This is a genomic window from Pseudoclavibacter sp. 13-3, assembly GCF_021168475.1.
Lineage (GTDB): Bacteria > Actinomycetota > Actinomycetes > Actinomycetales > Microbacteriaceae > Pseudoclavibacter_A.
Genome location: NZ_JAJOZT010000001.1, coordinates 301,278 through 317,517, shown reverse-complemented (window position 1 = coordinate 317,517; position 16,240 = coordinate 301,278). Strand labels below are relative to the sequence as shown.

The 16,240-nt window shown below is 65.0% G+C and carries 11 protein-coding genes; 7 read left to right on the top strand and 4 right to left on the bottom strand.

The window, feature by feature from the left end; all coding sequences use genetic code 11:
- Positions 1-204: 204 nt before the first annotated feature.
- From LRX77_RS01445 to LRX77_RS01435, 3 genes are all read left to right on the top strand, one after another.
- A complete protein-coding gene (locus LRX77_RS01445; RefSeq protein WP_231831064.1) occupies positions 205-1,404 on the top strand; it encodes a hypothetical protein in 1,200 nt (399 codons plus the stop codon).
- 342 nt (positions 1,405-1,746) lie between these two features.
- A complete protein-coding gene (locus LRX77_RS01440) occupies positions 1,747-4,287 on the top strand; it encodes a sigma-70 family RNA polymerase sigma factor (protein WP_231831063.1) in 2,541 nt (846 codons plus the stop codon).
- A gap of 169 nt (positions 4,288-4,456) precedes the next feature.
- The gene (locus LRX77_RS01435) at positions 4,457-5,683 is read left to right on the top strand and encodes a GmrSD restriction endonuclease domain-containing protein (RefSeq protein ID WP_231831062.1); all 1,227 of its coding nucleotides are present in this window, start codon (positions 4,457-4,459) and stop codon (positions 5,681-5,683) included.
- Positions 5,684-5,787: 104 nt separating this feature from the next.
- On the opposite strand, the gene LRX77_RS01430 is transcribed toward LRX77_RS01435, so the two are convergent.
- From LRX77_RS01430 to LRX77_RS01420, 3 genes are all read right to left on the bottom strand, one after another.
- The gene (locus LRX77_RS01430; protein WP_231831060.1) at positions 5,788-8,064 is read right to left on the bottom strand and encodes an ATP-binding cassette domain-containing protein; all 2,277 of its coding nucleotides are present in this window, start codon (positions 8,062-8,064) and stop codon (positions 5,788-5,790) included.
- An 82-nt stretch (positions 8,065-8,146) separates the two neighbouring features.
- Positions 8,147-9,256: a YcjF family protein gene (locus tag LRX77_RS01425; RefSeq protein ID WP_231831059.1), complete on the bottom strand. Its 1,110-nt coding sequence runs from the start codon at positions 9,254-9,256 to the stop codon at positions 8,147-8,149.
- Positions 9,253-9,546 (bottom strand): PLDc N-terminal domain-containing protein, encoded by a 294-nt coding sequence (locus LRX77_RS01420; RefSeq protein ID WP_231831058.1) that lies wholly within the window; start codon positions 9,544-9,546, stop codon positions 9,253-9,255. Before LRX77_RS01420 ends, LRX77_RS01425 begins: the two co-directional genes overlap by 4 nt.
- A gap of 318 nt (positions 9,547-9,864) precedes the next feature.
- Here LRX77_RS01420 and LRX77_RS01415 point away from each other — a divergent pair, with 318 nt between their 5' ends.
- From LRX77_RS01415 to LRX77_RS01405, 3 genes are all read left to right on the top strand, one after another.
- Positions 9,865-10,278 (top strand): VOC family protein, encoded by a 414-nt coding sequence (locus LRX77_RS01415; protein WP_269453596.1) that lies wholly within the window; start codon positions 9,865-9,867, stop codon positions 10,276-10,278.
- A gap of 114 nt (positions 10,279-10,392) precedes the next feature.
- Positions 10,393-12,465 (top strand): hypothetical protein, encoded by a 2,073-nt coding sequence (locus LRX77_RS01410; RefSeq protein WP_231831057.1) that lies wholly within the window; start codon positions 10,393-10,395, stop codon positions 12,463-12,465.
- Positions 12,462-14,072 (top strand): MSCRAMM family adhesin SdrC, encoded by a 1,611-nt coding sequence (locus tag LRX77_RS01405; RefSeq protein ID WP_231831055.1) that lies wholly within the window; start codon positions 12,462-12,464, stop codon positions 14,070-14,072. The genes LRX77_RS01410 and LRX77_RS01405 overlap by 4 nt, the downstream gene beginning before the upstream one ends.
- A gap of 123 nt (positions 14,073-14,195) precedes the next feature.
- Here LRX77_RS01405 and LRX77_RS01400 read toward each other — a convergent pair whose 3' ends face one another.
- The gene (locus tag LRX77_RS01400) at positions 14,196-15,173 is read right to left on the bottom strand and encodes an NAD-dependent epimerase/dehydratase family protein (protein WP_231831054.1); all 978 of its coding nucleotides are present in this window, start codon (positions 15,171-15,173) and stop codon (positions 14,196-14,198) included.
- 194 nt (positions 15,174-15,367) lie between these two features.
- Between LRX77_RS01400 and LRX77_RS01395 the strand changes: the two genes are divergently transcribed.
- The gene (locus LRX77_RS01395) at positions 15,368-16,231 is read left to right on the top strand and encodes a TetR/AcrR family transcriptional regulator (protein ID WP_231831052.1); all 864 of its coding nucleotides are present in this window, start codon (positions 15,368-15,370) and stop codon (positions 16,229-16,231) included.
- Positions 16,232-16,240 lie beyond the last annotated feature (9 nt).

Below are 16,240 nucleotides of genomic sequence, written 5' to 3'. Positions count from 1 at the left end.
GGCTGGCTGCGGAAGTCCTGCAGGTCACGTGAGACCCATTCGTGGGGACGCTGTCGGCGGAAAGAATGGAAGAGGGCCGCTCGCGTCTGCCCTCACCAGATCGCTCCTACACTGACACAGAAGATGCCTTGATCACCGCCTGGACGCCTGGTGGATTGAACGGCGAGACCGGGAAGCCGCGTTTCCCGGGAGGAATGGAGAACGATGGATGTAACTGCAGAAGAGCAGCCGCAGGAGGTCGCTGTACGGCGCTTCGGCCGAGACGGAGAAGAACTCGCGATCTTCGAGTTCAATGGCGCCCTGCGTGAACGGATGATCTCGAGTCTTCAGACGGCCTATCTGACATCAGGGAGCTATCTGTCGGATGCCAGGGCCGTCTCACCTCAGGGGGCCATGTCACTGGCCGTCGCCGGAGCAGCCACTGGCGCTACTGCGCTGTCAGCCGCCTTCTCCTCGACTCTCTTCATGGCCACTGCGAATCCTGCGACGCTCATGACACTGGGCAACGGTGTCGGCAGCGCAGTCATGGGCGCCGGAGGCATCGTTGCGCAGGCGCCGTTCATTCCGATTGCGAGCATCCTGCCGACGGTTGCACCGATTCTCGCTGTTCAGGCACTCAATACCGCGGTCATGATGCAGCAGTTCAAGCAGATGGATCGAAAGCTCGACTCAATCAGGAACGCTCTGGACACGATCATGGCTCGAATCGAGGCGACGCATGCGGGTGAGCTCCTCGCTGCATGCCAGATCGTCGACGACGTCTACGAGCAGTACAAACTAGAGGGAGTCTTCTCCCATGACATGCTGATGCGCCTCGCATTCGCAGAGCGTGACGCTGGTGCCCTGTCCGTCCGATTCCGACAACTCGTCGACACCAACGACGTGACGCTCTCGGACGATGTGACGGACGTTCGACAGAGCAACTACGATGCAGACTGCGCGATGCTCGCCTCCTTTTTAGGGCTGCGGATCTCCTACCTTCGCGTGTGCGTCGACATGCAGGAGAATCCCAAGTCGGTCGGACGATCAGTGGAACGCCTGAAAACCGTCATCGATGACGGAATCGTGTTCTGGAAGAGCCTCCAGGATCGCTCGCGTCGTTTCAAAGCCGACATGGACAGTCTCGAGAAGGAGCTTACGGACATGAGTTGGGCTGAGCGCAGGACGCGGCGAGGTCTTGCCACTGAGAAAGAGCTCGATAAGCGCCGCGCCGCTTATGCGGCGACCATGGAGAGCGAACGGGCGAGCATGTCGGAATACCTCTCACTGATCGAATCGGCCAAAGAGACCCGACGGGCGTTGGACAATCCTAAGAGCACCGTAGACTCACCGACGCTTGTCGCCTGGAAAGACGACGCCGGAGAACACGCCTTTGTGACAGACCAGAGCCTGATCACTGTGTGACCGTTGCCATTTCGAGCCGCCGAGCGGCTCGAAAGCCAGAGGCCGGTCGTGCACACGGTGGATTTGAATGCCCCTGCTGATTCCACGTGCGAGATTGGTCAAGCCATTCCGAGCGCTTTTCGGGTCATCCACCGGCTGCCTAGCGCAATCACAAGTGTTGACAGATGCCGTGCTCGCGCTGGCAGCAGCGGGCTGAAGCACCGGTATATGAAGTTGCGGCGTCTCATCCAAATCTAATCACTCTCTGGCGAGGGTGGAGCGCGCCGTGTCGGTGGTGTCATCTAGGCTGAGCGGGCCGCCAGCTTTCCGCGGGTGGGATGACTGCTTGTAGGGGGATGGATCATGTCTGAGGGCCGAATCAGCGTCTTCGAATGGCAGAAGAAGGCGCTGGCCGCGTGGCGGAAACGCCGACACTGTGGCGTCGTCGAGGCAGTCACCGGCGCCGGCAAGACAATGGTGGGCCTGCTGGCGGCACAAGAAGCGCTCAAAGAAGGGCGCAAGGTGATCGTCGTGGTACCGACGATCGAGCTTCAAGAGCAGTGGATACGGTCGATTCGCTCAGCCATGCCGTGGTCAGCTGCAGGTCGTCTTGGCGGCGGTGGTGACGACAGTTTGTCCACCTGCGATGTGCTCGTGGGTGTGGTCCACAGCGTGGCCAAAGCCTCTCACGCAGCAAGCCGAGTGCGCCTCGTCTTCGGTCGTGGAGGACTGTTGATCGCTGATGAGTGTCATCGTTACGCTGCAGATGCATTCTCTGCGGCATTGAGCGACAGCCTCGATTGGCGTCTGGGGCTCACCGCGACGTATGCGCGAGAAGACGGACGCGATGTCACCGTGCTTGATGAGTATTTCGGCGGCATTGTCTATCAGCTCTGGTATGACCAGGCTTTGCAAGAGCGCGTCATTGCAGAGTTCGACATTGCACTCGTCGCTGTCGAGCTTAGTCCCGACCAACGTGCTGACTACGATCATCTGAGCGAACGGATCAGAGAGACCCGGCGATCCCTAAGCGGCTACGTGCACGAGAAATCGGAGAACCGTGAAAGCGTTTCATTCCGTGTCTTTCTGAAACTTGTTACCGCGTGGTCGGCAGAGCAGGACGAAAGCCCGCGTCGCACTCTCGCCCGACGCTACGTGGCACTGCTCGCTCAACGTCGCCACCTGCTCGCCGATGCCCGGTGCAAGGTGGAGGCATTGAATGCGTTGGCTCCTGGAGTTGCCGCGGCACAGGGCACGCTTGTCTTCACTCAGACCAAAGAAGCCGCAGAACGCGCTGTTGAACGGCTCTCTGATTGCGGACAGCGCGCGGTCGCGGTCTACAGCGGAGTCTCGCGCAGTGATCGTGTCGAAGGCCTCAGACGATTTCGTGATCGAGAAGTGAACGTTCTTGCCGCCCCTCGTGTGCTCGATGAAGGCATCGATGTGCCTGAGGCTGACTTAGGCATCGTGCTCGCGGCCAATCGAAGCCGTCGTCAAATGGTGCAGCGGCTCGGACGCGTCATTCGACGCAAAGCAGATGGCCGTCAGGGGCGATTTGTAGTGCTGTACGCCCGCGATACAGTGGAAGACCCTCATGTTGCTGGCGACGAACATCTCAACGACGTGTTGCAATACACCAGGCGTCTGCTCATGTGCAGCGACGCCCATGACCCTGCTCTTGCTGAATTCCTGGCTCGACCCTCTGAAGACGTTGAGGGGCAGCGCGCATTCCCCCCTAACACAGTGTCTGATCCCGATTTGGACCGCACAGCGAGAATCGCGGAAGAGATTTGGGCCGATGCAGAACCGTCGGAGCAGCTCTCAGACGTACCGCTGACGGCAGATATCGTACATGACTATTTGCAGCGCATAGCCCACTTTCCACTGATCGACGGTGATGAAGAGAAGCGATTGGGGAAGTTGCGAGAAGCGGGTGATGCCGCGGAATCCGCTTTGACGGAAGGCATCTATGCAACCCGGATGGAGCGGAGACGATTGGAGCGAGCTCGTCGCGTTGGCCAGAGGTCGTCGGAGCAGCTGTTCACAGCCAATCTTCGACTTGTCGTGAGCATCGCGAAACGATACGTCGGGGGAACCAAACCAGGGATCGACTTCATGGACATCATTCACGAAGGCAACATTGGTCTCATGCGAGCTGTGCAGAAGTTCGATGCTGGCATGGGGAACAAGTTCTCGACCTACGCGACTTGGTGGATTAGACAGGGGATTACCCGTGCCCTCGCCGATCAGTCCCGAACTATTCGCCTGCCTGTGCACATGGTCGAGAAGTTGTCTCGCATACGTGCCTCGCTGCGTACGTTGGAATGTTCAGTATCTGAGGAAGACGGTCGTCTGGAGCCGTCCCTGGCACAGCGTGTGCGTGAGGGTACGGCAACCCATGACGAGACAGTGGATGCGCTTGCTGCGTCCACGGAGTCGACTGCGGACGAACTGGCAGAGACTATGGGATATGACTACTCGGTCATCTCGCTTGACTCGCCAGTCTGGCTGAAGGATGGTGACCGTGTGTTTCTTGGAGCGATATCAGACACCATGAAATCGAGTTCGGAGCCGCTGTACGCAGCTTTGCTTCGAGCAGACCTTCGCTTTTGTGCGCAGAGGCTCTTGAGCACAGTGCCGCGCCGTGATGCGAAGATCATCAGTGCCCGTTTCGGTTTCCTAACCGGTGAAGAGATGACATATGACGCGATTGGTGCCCTCGTTGGTCTGACTCGTGAACGCGTGCGGCAGATCATCAACAAGTACCTCGCAACTTGGCGTCGTGAGTCGCAGTCTATGCAAGATGAGAGCCTCGTTCGCATAAGGCACGAGATGCGCATTGCGCACGTTGCGACTGTGCGCCATGGCGACGACGTCAGCTTCGCCGAGCCAGCCTGCAGATGATGCGGGGCGCCTTCAGCTGAGGGGAGCCGATGGAAGCCGCTCAGGCTCGGCCGAGTCGCCTCCTGCTTGTCTGTCCGCCTGACGTGGGCTCTCCTGCGAGCGACACTGGGCGGCCTTCCAGCGAGTAGACGAAGCAGCCATGCACCCCACGCAGTAGAGTCATCTGGTCATGAAAGTCGTCAAACTCTTCGTCGCCATCATCGTCGCCGTGTGCACAGGGCTGTTCTGGCTGGTTCGCCGGGCCTACCGGCGCTCACCGAAGGCCACGGTCATCACCGGCTCAGTCGTGGGAGCAATCGCCGTGATTGCCCTGATCGCAGGCATCGTCGGCGTCGCAGTCAACCCGACCTCGGCCTCCAAACAGGCCACCCAGATGTCCAATGCCGAGATCGCCAGTGCTTCGCCATCCGCTGAAGCCACGGCGAGCGACAGCGCCGACGACAGCAGCACCGACACAGCCGACACCGCGACCAGCGGGCAGCCGGGCGGGGGAGCCGAGGTGGCATCCACCGCACGCGCCGTGCTCGACAGCCTGCCGGTGAAGGGCCGCGCGCCCAAGACCGGCTACGCCCGCGACCAGTTCGGCACGGGCTGGAAAGACCCCGACCGCAACGGCTGCGACGCGCGCAATGACATACTTGCGCGCGATCTCACCGACGTGACGAAGAGCGGGCCCTGCAAAGTGGTCTCGGGCACGCTCGACGACGTCTACACCGGCAAGACTATCGGCTTCGTGCGCGGAAACGACACCTCGAACGCCGTGCAGATCGACCACATGGTCGCCCTGTCGAACGCCTGGCAGACCGGCGCGCAGCAGATCTCGGCCGAGCAGCGGGAGCGGCTGGCGAACGATCCGCTGAATCTGCAGGCCGTCGACGGCCCGACGAACCAGCAGAAGAGCGACGGCGACGCCGCGACCTGGCTGCCGCCGCGCAAGGGCTACCGCTGCGAGTATGTCGCCCGGCAGGTCTCGGTCAAGGCCGCCTACGCGCTGTGGGTGACGCCGCCCGAGAAAGAGGCCATCGGCCGCATTCTCGACACGTGCCCCGAGCAGCCCGCATATGTGAGCGCCCTGTCGGATGCCTCGGCCGCGCCCGCAGCGTCGGCGTCGGCCGGTGCGGCGTCGGGATCGAGCCCCTCGTCGAGCTCGGCTGCGGCTCCGGCACCCGCGCCGCAGTCGAACAGTGGCAGCGACAGCAGCAGCAGCCAGTCTCGCGGCTTCGTCGGCAGCTCGGGCAGCGGCTCGAACGGCTCGTCGGGCAGCTCGTCGGGCGGTGCGGTGACGTACAAGAACTGCGCGGCTGTGCGCGCTGCGGGCAAGGCGCCGCTGTACGCCGGCCAGCCCGGGTATGCCGCGAAGCTCGACCGTGACGGCGACGGCGTGGCCTGCGAATAGGGGAGCGGGTCAGCAGCCGAGCGATCTACCTGTCACAGAGGCGCTGCCTGCGCTGCTGCCGGCGCGGCTGCCGTCGACCGTGCCGCTCAACCGCCACATGCCATTCAGCCCACGTAGTCGCGCAGCGCCTCGGCCGTGTGCGAGCCGGGCACATGCAGAATCTCTTCTGGCGGCCCGCTGAAGAGCACCTGCCCGCCATACACACCAGCGTCAGGGCCGATGTCGATCAGCCAGTCGCTCTTCGTCATCACCTCGAGGTTGTGCTCGACCAGCAGCACGCTGTTGCCGGCGTCGACGAGGTCGCTGAACAGGCTGATGAGCCGATGCGTGTCTTGCATGTGCAGGCCGGCAGTCGGTTCGTCGAGCAGATAAACTTCGCCGGTGCGCCCGAGCTGCACGGCGAGACGCAGCCGCTGCAGCTCGCCGCCCGACAGCGTGGTCAGGGCCTGATCGAGGGCGAGATACCCCAACCCGACCCGATCGACATTGCGCAGCTTGTCGGCGATCTCGGGCGCATCGGCGAAGAACTCGCTCGCCTGGGTGACGCGCAGGGCCAGAACCTCGGCGATGGTGCGGTCGTGATAGCGATGTGCGAGTGCCTCGTCGCTGTAGCGCCTGCCGCCGCACTTCTCACAGACCTGCACCACTGGATCCATGAAGGCCATGTTCGTGATCGTCACACCCTTGCCCTTGCACAGCGGGCAGGCACCGCCACCGTTGTAGCTGAAGAGTGTGGCGGATGCTCCGCTCGCCTTGGCGAACCGCTTGCGGATGTCGCCCAAGACGTCGAGATAGGTCACGGGCGTCGACCTGATGTTCACCCCGGCAGGTGACTGTGAGAGGTCGATTGCAGAGTCTGCGAGTCGGGCTCGCACCTCGGCCATCAGTGAGCTCTTGCCCGACCCGGCCACGCCGGTCACCGTCGTGAGCACCCCGAGCGGCACCTCGACGTTGACGTCGTGCAGATTGTGCCTGGTCACATGCGCAAGACTCAGCGTGCTCGCGGGCGTGCGCGGTGTGCGAAAGCCGCGCGGCTGCCGCAGCCAGCGCGCCGTCAGGGTGTCGCTGGTGAGAAGTTCGGGATAGCTGCCGGTGAACGTCACCTCGCCGCCGGCGTCGCCGGCCGCCGGACCGAGTTCGACGATGTAGTCGGCGATGGCCATCACCGCCGCGTTGTGCTCGACGATCAGCACGGTGTTGCCTGCGCTCTGCAGTCTTCTGAGGCTGTGGGTCACCAACTGCACATCGTGCGGGTGCAGCCCGACCGTCGGCTCGTCGAGCACATAGACGAGGTCTGAGAGCGAACTCGTCAGAAACTTCGCGATTTTGATGCGCTGGGCCTCGCCGCCTGAGAGAGTGTCGGTCTGACGGTCGAGCGTGAGGTAGTCGAGGCCGATGTCGACCAGAGACCCCACCTTGGTCGTGAGCTCACGCACGACGTCTTGCGCCAGCGCAGCGTCCACACCCCCGAGAAAGGTCATCGCCTGCTGCAGGTCGAGAGCTGAGACCTCGGCGATGTTGCGCCCGTTGATGCGGCAGCTCAGCGACTTCTGATTGAGCCGCGCACCGTGGCATTCGGGGCAGACACGGTGGGTCACGATCGCAGCGAGTGCCTCTTTGTGGTGCTCGCCCTCTTTGCTGTTCACGATCGATCGGCGGATGCGCGGAACCAATCCCTCGTACAGCGCGGTGCGATGCCACGCCGGGGGAGCATCAGTCAGCTTCTGCTGCGGCGCGTGCAGCAGGAGCTCGCGCTGCTCGGGGCTGAAGTCGCGCACGGGTCGGTCGTTGTCGAACAGCCCGCTGTCGACGTAGCGTCGCCACCGCCATGTGCCGGGCCCGAAGCTCACGAACGTGATGGCCCCCTCGTTGAGCGACTTGCTCGTGTCGAGCAGACGGTTCTCGTCGATCTCGTCGACGGTGCCCAAGCCCTCGCAGCGCGGGCACATGCCCTGAGGCAGGTTGAACGAGAACACATCGGAGTAGCCGACGAACGGCGCCCCGACGCGAGAGAACAGCAGACGCAGCAGCGAATGGATGCCGGTGTAGGTCGCGAGCGTCGACCGTGCGTTGGCGCCGATGCGGCGCTGCTCGACGACGATCGCGACGGGGAGGTTCTCGATCGCCCCGACGTGCGGCTGGCCGTACTTCGGCAGGTACTGCTGCGTGAAACTCGGAAAGGTCTCGTTGAGCTCGCGCCGTGATGTCGCGGCCACCGTGTCGAACACGAGTGATGACTTGCCTGACCCCGACAGCCCGACGAAGACGCTCAGGCGGTGCTTCGGAATGCGCAGGCTGACATGCTTGAGATTGTTCTCGGTGGCATCGATGACGTCGATGCTGCCTCGGCTGAACAGGTCGGCTGTGGTGCGTGATGGCATGCGGCCATTCTGCCACCGGCCACCGACATGCCTGATGACACCGGCAAGGCGGCACGCGCCCGAGCGCGTGCGGGCGCCGAGGTCACTTGTGCCCGACGCGCCCCTGCAGGTTCTGAGCCACTATGTCGAGCAGCAGGGCGGCGAGACGATTCGACTCCAGAGCGTCTAAGAGGTCGAGGCGGCCGGCTCGATGGTTCTCGCACAGTTTGAGCCACGCGTAGCCGAGAGCCGTTGTGATGCCACCGGCGACGGCTCCAGTGATCACCCAGCCCGCACCCGGCACGAGCTTCAGCAGGCTCGTCGCGAGGGTCTTGCCCGCAAGGGCACCGGCCAGCTGCGCGACCAGTGCAACCGTCGCCTGTTTCGTCAGCGAGATGCCGTAGATCGAGGCGATGCGGCGCAGCATGCCCACCTGCACGGCCATCAGGGGCACGGCATCGGCGACGGGAATGGGAATCGCTCCGATGCCCGTCGCCGTCGTCGATGCGAGTGCGATCACCCTACGTGCGGCGCCACGCTTGACGTCGGTGCTGATGTCTTGGGCCGCGGCCAGAGCCGGGCCCACGCCTTTTGGGGCTGCTTGGAGTGACACCTCGACCAAGTGCTCGAGGCCGAAGGCCTGGGTGCCGGCGAACGGGTCGTCGACCGCGGCGACCGGCACCGGGCTGCCCGTCTCGATGGGCAGCTGCAACGAGGTCAGGTAGTCGACGAACTGCTGCACGTCAGCGGGAAAGCCGATGCCTGCCTTCCACGGTGTCTGGGTGAGCACGAGGAACACCGGAACGTCGAGAGCGGCGAGGTCTTCGACGAGACGTCGCTGCGTCTGATCGAAGCGTCGGTCGGCGGCCTTGACGCAGAACCAGATGCCGTGGATCGGCTCGTCGGCCTTCGCACGCTCGGCATAGGTCTTCTTGAAGGCGCGCACCACGTCGCGCAGATGGTCGAAGCTCTCGACGCCTGTGAAGTCATAGAGGCCGAGAGTGCCCTCGTCGTTCGTGTAGAGCGACACCTGCTGCGTGACCGGAGCGCCGACGCCGGTGGCTGCGAGATCTTCGCCGAAGACGGCGTTGATCAGCGTGCTCTTGCCGGCACCGGTCGCCCCGATCACCGCGAGGTTGTATCGCGGCAGGCGGGCGTCATCCCACGCCTCGCCGAGACGCCCCTGGGCGTCATCACCCAGCTGCCCGGTCATGCCCGCTTCTGCAGCCCGTCGACGAAGCCCTTGACCCGGTCGAACGACTCTTTGCGGCCCACCAGCAGATAGGCGGTCGGGCCGACCCAGTTCAGCGCGAGCGCACCGGCCCAGAGCGCCTTCGGGCCGTTGATCTGCGACTCGGGGCGCTTCACGAGATCTGACCCGGCATAGGCAGCCAGTGCGAGCTGCGCGGCACCGACGACGAAGCCGAAGACCTTTGCGCCGCCTTTGACTCTGCCTTTGACTTCGCCCTTGGTCTCGAGCGCCTGATCTTTGACCTTTGCCATTGCTGCCTCCTCGATGTGCCGTGACCGCATCGGCCGATGCCGCCATGTGCCCAGCCTAGTGCGCGAGTTGTGCTGTGACGATGAGCGAACCGGTCTGACTCGCGACGCGATGCGTGCACCGCGCTGCATGTGCGTGCGTGGGCGAGATCGTCTGCGGATCGTATCTGCGGGTGTACGCGAGGCAGCCATCCGGCTACCGTGAGTCTGACCTGGACGATGCGATGATGCGCGCCTGTCAACGTGCCCGCGTGTGGATGCCGTGAGCCGGTGAGCTCTCAGCGCGCAGAGACGCGACGAACACTCGATGAGGAGCACATCATGGATATTTTCATCAATCTGCCGACCAGCGATCTCGACCGTGCGAAGAAGTTCTACACAGATCTTGGCTGGAAGATCAACCCGCTGTTCAGCGACGAGAACGCTGCAGCCATCGTTCTCGACGAGGGAAAGGTGCTCATGCTGCTCAAACGCGAGTTCTATGCGACCTTTGTCAGCGACAAGCAGGTCGGAGACCCCGCTGTGACCTCTCTGGCACTGATCTCGTTCGATCTGCCCTCACGCGCTGCGGTAGATGAATTCGCTCAGCGGGTGGAGTCTGCCGGAGGCACTCTCTCTGATGCCGTCGACTACGGGTTCATGTATCAGCGTGCATTCGACGACCCCGACGGCAATCATTTCGAACCGTTCTGGATGGATCCGAAAGCCGCTGAACAGGGGCCGGGGGCAGTCTGAGAGCCGCGCGCGCAGCCATCGCCTGAAGCTGAGGGTGTGCTACCTTTTCGAAGTCGGTTGAACGACTGTGCCTTTTCTGTGCGCAGTCGCCGGCACTGCAAAGGAGCAATGCGAATGAGACGAATGCTGACGAGCGCTTTGGGGGCAGCAGCTGCCCTTGCGCTGCTCGGCGGGAGCGCGGTCGCCCCGGCGGCTGCGGATGACGCGACGATCACCCCGGCCTCCGACCCCGCGGTCACCTATACCGCAGCGCGTGCGAGTGCCGGTGGTGCTGCGGTGGGAACCGGTGCCTGTGACGTGACCGGTGACGGCGTCAGCGACGCGATCACCACCGCGTGGATGTGGAAGCGCAGCGGCATCGTGGGGTCGCAGAAGATGACTGGCGCCACATACGTGATCCCGGGCGGCGAACCTGCACACGGCGGCGCCCTTGACGACCCGGCTTCTGGAGCGATTCGCATCGAGGGGCCGTTGGAGAGCACGCTGAGCGCGTTCAGCGTCAGCTGTGCCGGCGATGTGAACGGCGACGGCATCGACGATCTGCTGATCGGTCAGTACCTGCAGGCTCGCGCGTACGTCGTGTTCGGCTCGAAGACGCTGTCGAACATGTCGCTGTCGTATCTCGGCTCCCATGGATTCATCGTGCAGGGCGGCGCCGCACCGAACGATCGAACCGGAAACGGCCTGGCCGGGCTGGGCGACCTCAACGGTGACGGCAAGGCCGAGATCGGCGTCGTCTCACCCGGTGCCCGCGATGCGGCGGACAAGACCGTCGGCCGAGTCACGATCATCGCCGGCGCAGACGACATCTCGACGGTCACCATCCCGGGCACCGGCCAGAGTCTCGCATCGCAGCCGCGCGTGCTCGCGCAGATCTCGGGTGCTGAGAATCGCGCGGTGACGGCGGTCGCGAGTGTCGGAGACGTCGACGGAGACGGGCTGGCCGATGTGGCCGTGAGCGGGTATACGGCGAAGGGTGCGAACGGTGGGAGTGCCTCTGGCGCCGCATGGGTCGTGAGCAACCCGCACGGTGCGGTGAGCCTCAGCGAGGGCTTCGACGGGTTCACCGTCGAAGGCCCGTCGCGCGGCCGTGACCGGCTGGGCATCTCGATCGCTGCACTGGGCGACGTCAACGGCGACGGGCTGGCAGATCTCGCATTCGGCGCTGACGGTGTGAGCGCGGCTGACGCGCCTCGCGCAGGAGGCGTCGCACTCGTGCTCGGCAGCACATCCCGTGACACCGTGTGCACTGATGCGGATGCCTCGGGCCAGGCTTCGGTGTACGTCTGCGCGTCGGATGCCGGAGCGACGGATGCTGCAGATGCGAATGCTGATCAGGCTGGCGCTGACCAGACTGATCAGACTGACCGAGCGCCGCGTGGGCGCTGGCTTCGCGGCGACGAGGCAGGGGATCAGACGGGATACTCCCTCGCCGCGTGGAACGACGGTCATGATCGCCGTCTGCTGGTCGGCTCGTGGGGAGCCGACGTCGGTTCCGGCGACAGCCTCGTCGCCACGGCAGGCCGTGCGGTCGCCTTCGACCCCGCGATGCTCATCGGCGACGACGCGGTCAACGACGGCGCGGTGAGCATCGCAGACCTGCCGTCGGAGGCTCTGCAGGTCTGGCAGGGAACAGCTGTCGGGCAGCGTCTTGGTCGGGGAGTCGGGATCGTCGGGCGCCTGCCGGGTGCCTCCGGATCGACGACCTCACTGGTGGCCGTCATCGGCGGAGACGCCGTGTCTGCGTCGCCAAAGCTCGGGGTGACGCTGCTCACCTCCCTGGACGGCACGACCGAGGCGACGCCTGGCACTGAAGACCCCGGCACTGAAGAGCCCGGCACTGTAGACCCCGGCACTGAAGAGCCCGGCACTGTAGACCCCGGCACTGAAGAGCCCGGCACCGTAGACCCCGGCACAGGAGGCGACGACGACCAGACCGGTGAAGACGGCGAAGAGGAACTGACCCCAGACGGGCCGCGGCCCGAGGGCGACGACGCGACAGAGGAAGCCTCCCTGAACGCGGCCCCGAATTCGGCGGCGCCGGAGTCATCGACACAGGGCACCGAGAGACGCGGAGGACTGGCCGCCACCGGCCTTGAACTGACCTTTGTGGCAGCTGCGGCGGCGATGATCATCGCCGGCATCGCGGCCGGAATCATCGTAAGACACAGAAGGAAGAACGCATGACCACCCTGAACACTGCACGACGTGTCACACGCGCTCGCAGCGCCGTCAGCGCTGTCGCGGCGCTGCTGGTGACGGGCGCCCTCATGGTCGGCGTGTCTGCGGCCCATGCAGACGGCGACGGCCTGACGCACACCGACTCGACGCAGCCGGCGACAGCATCCGCAGACTCTGCAGGCGGCATGGACGCAGCAGGCAGCACGGGCACCGATCACGACGCTGGCCACGACACCGGCCACGACACCGACGACGCTGCCGCCACGTCTTCGAACAGCGGCGCAGACCTCGGCGATGCCGATGCGGGCGCCGGCGAGAGCGCACAGAGCGACGTCGGTGAGACGAGCGAGCACAGCGGGCACGGCGACGACGCAGGTGCGGCCGCAGATCCAACGGAGCAGTCGTTCGTCACCGGCTGGTCGCCCGAGGGTGCGACCAAGGTGTCGGGCACCATGCCGGAGTGCAGCGTTGAACTGCACGCCCAGTACGCCGTGCACGGTGCCGACGGCCGTCTCTATGACGGGTGGCATCCCAGCGTGGTGACGGATCCGGCGACGGGCGCGCAGTGCACGTTCGGACACGAGCATGGCGACGACCCGAAGAGTTCAGACATCTACGAGTTCGCTGCTGCCCAGTTCGGCAGCGGCGAGGGCATTCCGTTCGGAACGGTGAACCATGCGTCCGATGAGTACGCAGAGGCGACGGGCGAGACGGTGAAGCACCGGCACGAAGACCACGTGGGGCACAAGGTCTTCGTCGCGAATGACGTGGCACTGGTTCGAGAGGATCGCGCCGGGTACGCCACCGATGCCGCCGGGGCGCCGATCGTGTGCGACTACCTGATCGAGTTTCATCAGGGGTCGCATTCGGCCGACGCGCTGAGCAACAACGCCCACCAGATCATGTACGCGGCGAAGTGCTCCGACGGCACTCAGGTCGCCATGCAGGCGCTGGCGCGCATGGGTCAGGCGAACAGCTTCACCGAGAAGTGCTCGGGTGCCCTCGTGCAGACCTCCGGGTCAGGCCTGGAGTCGTCCGATGTCGGTCTGCGCGTGATCCCCGACGTGGCATGCGCCACGAGCGCCGCGCAGTCGGGGCCGGCCGCAGATGCTGACGTGTGGGGGCTCTACGAACTGTGGGAGACGGACACCACCGTCGAGATGCCTGACGGCGGTTCCGTGCGCTTCGACCCGTGGTTCGGCGTGCGCAATCCTTCCAGGGTCGCCTCGGTGACCGGCGGAGTCGGCTCGGCGACCGCCACGGTGTCGCTCTTCGACAGCACGACGTCGCAGGGATGGCCGTGGAGCGCGATCGCTCCGGGTCTCGAGCTGAACCAGAAGAGTGCCGCATCGCCGTTCAACGGCGCACAGCGTGACTTCTACCTGGGGCAGACCACCGTGACGGTCGGCTCGACGGCGCACGACCACGGCACCGAGGGCGTCTTCTACACGGATCCGTACGGCGGGCATGCCAGCACGACGGCGTTCCCGGGCTCGGTGCGGCAGTACGCGGCTCACCACGACACCAGCAGTCTGCCCGCCATCGAACGCTGGAACTCGGGGTTCGGCAAAGACTACGGCAGCGCGCAGACGGGAGTGCACGCGGCCAACTGAGCGTCGTGCCGGGTACGTACGTTACCGCTTGTGACTCACAGGCGGGCGCGTGGTCGCATGTCTGTGGCTAACTGGACCAGTTCACCGAACGCCATGAGGCCACCAGTGAGTCGCCGTCGCCGCTCAACCGTGCCGACGCAGGTGCTCTCGCACGACCGCATCGACGGTCTCGGCGAGCGGCGTCTCCTGTTCGCCGAGTTCAGCCCTGGCCGCAGAGTCGTCCATGACGAAGGGCGCTGTGAACTGATAGGAGACAGTCCGCATCTGTCTCAACATGGGAGAGACCACGCCCAGCGCGGCAAGCATCCATGTCGGCACGGGGCGGAGTCGGGGACCGACATCCGTGGGATCTCTGTCTTCGAGTTCTGTCTGCGCCCGCAGGATCTCGGTGGCAAGGTCGCGCAGCGTGCACGCTGGGGCGCTCGGCACGTGCCAGGTGCGTGCCCACATCAGGGGGTCGAAGGCGGCGCGGGCGAGGAGTCTGCCCATGTCTGCGATCGCGGTCCAGGTGTGCGGCTGATCGGGATCGCCGATGGGGTAGGCGGTTCTGCCGGCCAGCACCGGGCCGACCAGTCGATCGCCGGCATGCGCTCCGGCGCCCGCTCCAGGGCCGAAGTAGTCGGAGCCGCGGATTTCGACGCCGCGGATGCGACCCGCTGCATCGGCGACTCGCACGGCCTCCCAGACGGATGCGCGCACTCTGCCAAGAGCTGACGGCGGGTCTACGAGAGAGTCCTCCCGTAGGGGGTCGGCGGTGCGAGCGTAGGTGTAGAGGTTGCCCGCGAGCACGAGCACGGCGTCTGACCGCTCGGCCATGGCGATGAGGTTCTGCACCGCACGTGGCCACATCTGCTGCCACTGCTGGTACGGCCAGTTGCAGCAGGCGACGATTGCGTCTGGGCGCAGCGCGGCCACGGCATCCTGCGATTCGGGGGTCGTGACGTCGAGGCGGGCGGATGCGGCGCCGACCGCTGCCACCGGATCATCCGCGGGCAGCGGGTGTCGTGCGGCGATGGTGACGGCATGGCCGCCGTGGAGGAGATGCTCGGCGGTGGCGCGCCCGAGCGGGCCCGCTCCGATGACGAGTGCGTGTGATGACATATGTGCTCCTGGGCGGTAAGGGTGCGGATGTGCGTGCGGTCGGGTGTGGTGAGGGGCATCGCGCGGTCTCGTTGCCGAGCTCGGCGAGCGCGAGCAGTGAACAGTGTTCACGGATTGTCTTCGACTATAGTGAACAGTGTTCACGCGGTCAAGGTGCTGCGTGCTGCACAACGCGAGAACAGCGGGGCGAACTCATGACGACGCACAGATCGGGCGAGGCAAAGGCAGAAGCAGAAGCCATCGCCACATCCGAGCGCGCTGAGACGCGTGTTCGAATCATCACAGCGGCAGAGCACGAACTCGCTGGAGTCGGCGCGGCCCAGCTCTCGATGCGGGCCATCGCCCGGGAACTCCATCTCACCGTAGGGGCGCTCTATCGATACTTCGACGGCCGTGACGATCTGCTGACCGAGCTGATCTCGCGTGCTTACAGCAGCATGGGGCGGGCGATGGCGAAGGCAGACAGCGTGCAGACGCGGTCGGGAGCGTCGCATTTGCGGCGTTGGGTCGCCGTGTGGAGCGCCGCCTTCGCGTGGGCTCAGGCGCACCCGCAGCAATTCCAGCTCATCTACGGCACGCCGGTGATCGGCTACTCGGCTCCCACCTCGACGGTGGAGCCTGCGACCACCGTCATTCGGGTGCTGCTGCAGATCGTGCTCGACGCCCGAAGCTGCCGCCGGCCCGCGCCCGACGACGGCGCGCAGCTGATCGACGCCGCGCAGCTGATCGACGCCGACGACCTGGCCCGCGTTCGCGAGTGGGTGCGGCACGAGTCGGCGTCGGAAGACGCCTCTGCAGACGCCGCCTCACTTGGAGCCGCGGAAGTCTTCGCCCTCATCAGTGCCTGGACCTCGCTGGTCGGCACGATCTCGTTCAGTCTCGGCGGGCACTATCGCGGGTCGATCGAGAACGTGCCTGTCTATCTGCAGGGGCTGGCTGTCGAGCACGCCCGACACCTCGGACTGCTGCCAGAGCCGAGCGCCGCAGACGCACGGCTCGGCGAGCGGACAGCAGCCTCGACTCCGCCTCGGCGGAGCAGACGAGGCGGTGCACAGTAGCCGAAGGCA

Excerpts from the sequence above, each read along its gene's own strand:
- LRX77_RS01445 (WP_231831064.1), top strand. The coding sequence starts at position 205 with ATGGATGTAACTGCAGAAGAGCAGCCGCAGGAGGTCGCTGTACGGCGC.
- LRX77_RS01440 (WP_231831063.1), top strand. The coding sequence starts at position 1,747 with ATGTCTGAGGGCCGAATCAGCGTCTTCGAATGGCAGAAGAAGGCGCTG.
- LRX77_RS01435 (WP_231831062.1), top strand. The coding sequence starts at position 4,457 with ATGAAAGTCGTCAAACTCTTCGTCGCCATCATCGTCGCCGTGTGCACA.
- LRX77_RS01430 (WP_231831060.1), bottom strand. The coding sequence starts at position 8,064 with ATGCCATCACGCACCACAGCCGACCTGTTCAGCCGAGGCAGCATCGAC.
- LRX77_RS01425 (WP_231831059.1), bottom strand. The coding sequence starts at position 9,256 with ATGACCGGGCAGCTGGGTGATGACGCCCAGGGGCGTCTCGGCGAGGCG.
- LRX77_RS01420 (WP_231831058.1), bottom strand. The coding sequence starts at position 9,546 with ATGGCAAAGGTCAAAGATCAGGCGCTCGAGACCAAGGGCGAAGTCAAA.
- LRX77_RS01415 (WP_269453596.1), top strand. The coding sequence starts at position 9,865 with ATGGATATTTTCATCAATCTGCCGACCAGCGATCTCGACCGTGCGAAG.
- LRX77_RS01410 (WP_231831057.1), top strand. The coding sequence starts at position 10,393 with ATGAGACGAATGCTGACGAGCGCTTTGGGGGCAGCAGCTGCCCTTGCG.
- LRX77_RS01405 (WP_231831055.1), top strand. The coding sequence starts at position 12,462 with ATGACCACCCTGAACACTGCACGACGTGTCACACGCGCTCGCAGCGCC.
- LRX77_RS01400 (WP_231831054.1), bottom strand. The coding sequence starts at position 15,173 with ATGTCATCACACGCACTCGTCATCGGAGCGGGCCCGCTCGGGCGCGCC.
- LRX77_RS01395 (WP_231831052.1), top strand. The coding sequence starts at position 15,368 with ATGACGACGCACAGATCGGGCGAGGCAAAGGCAGAAGCAGAAGCCATC.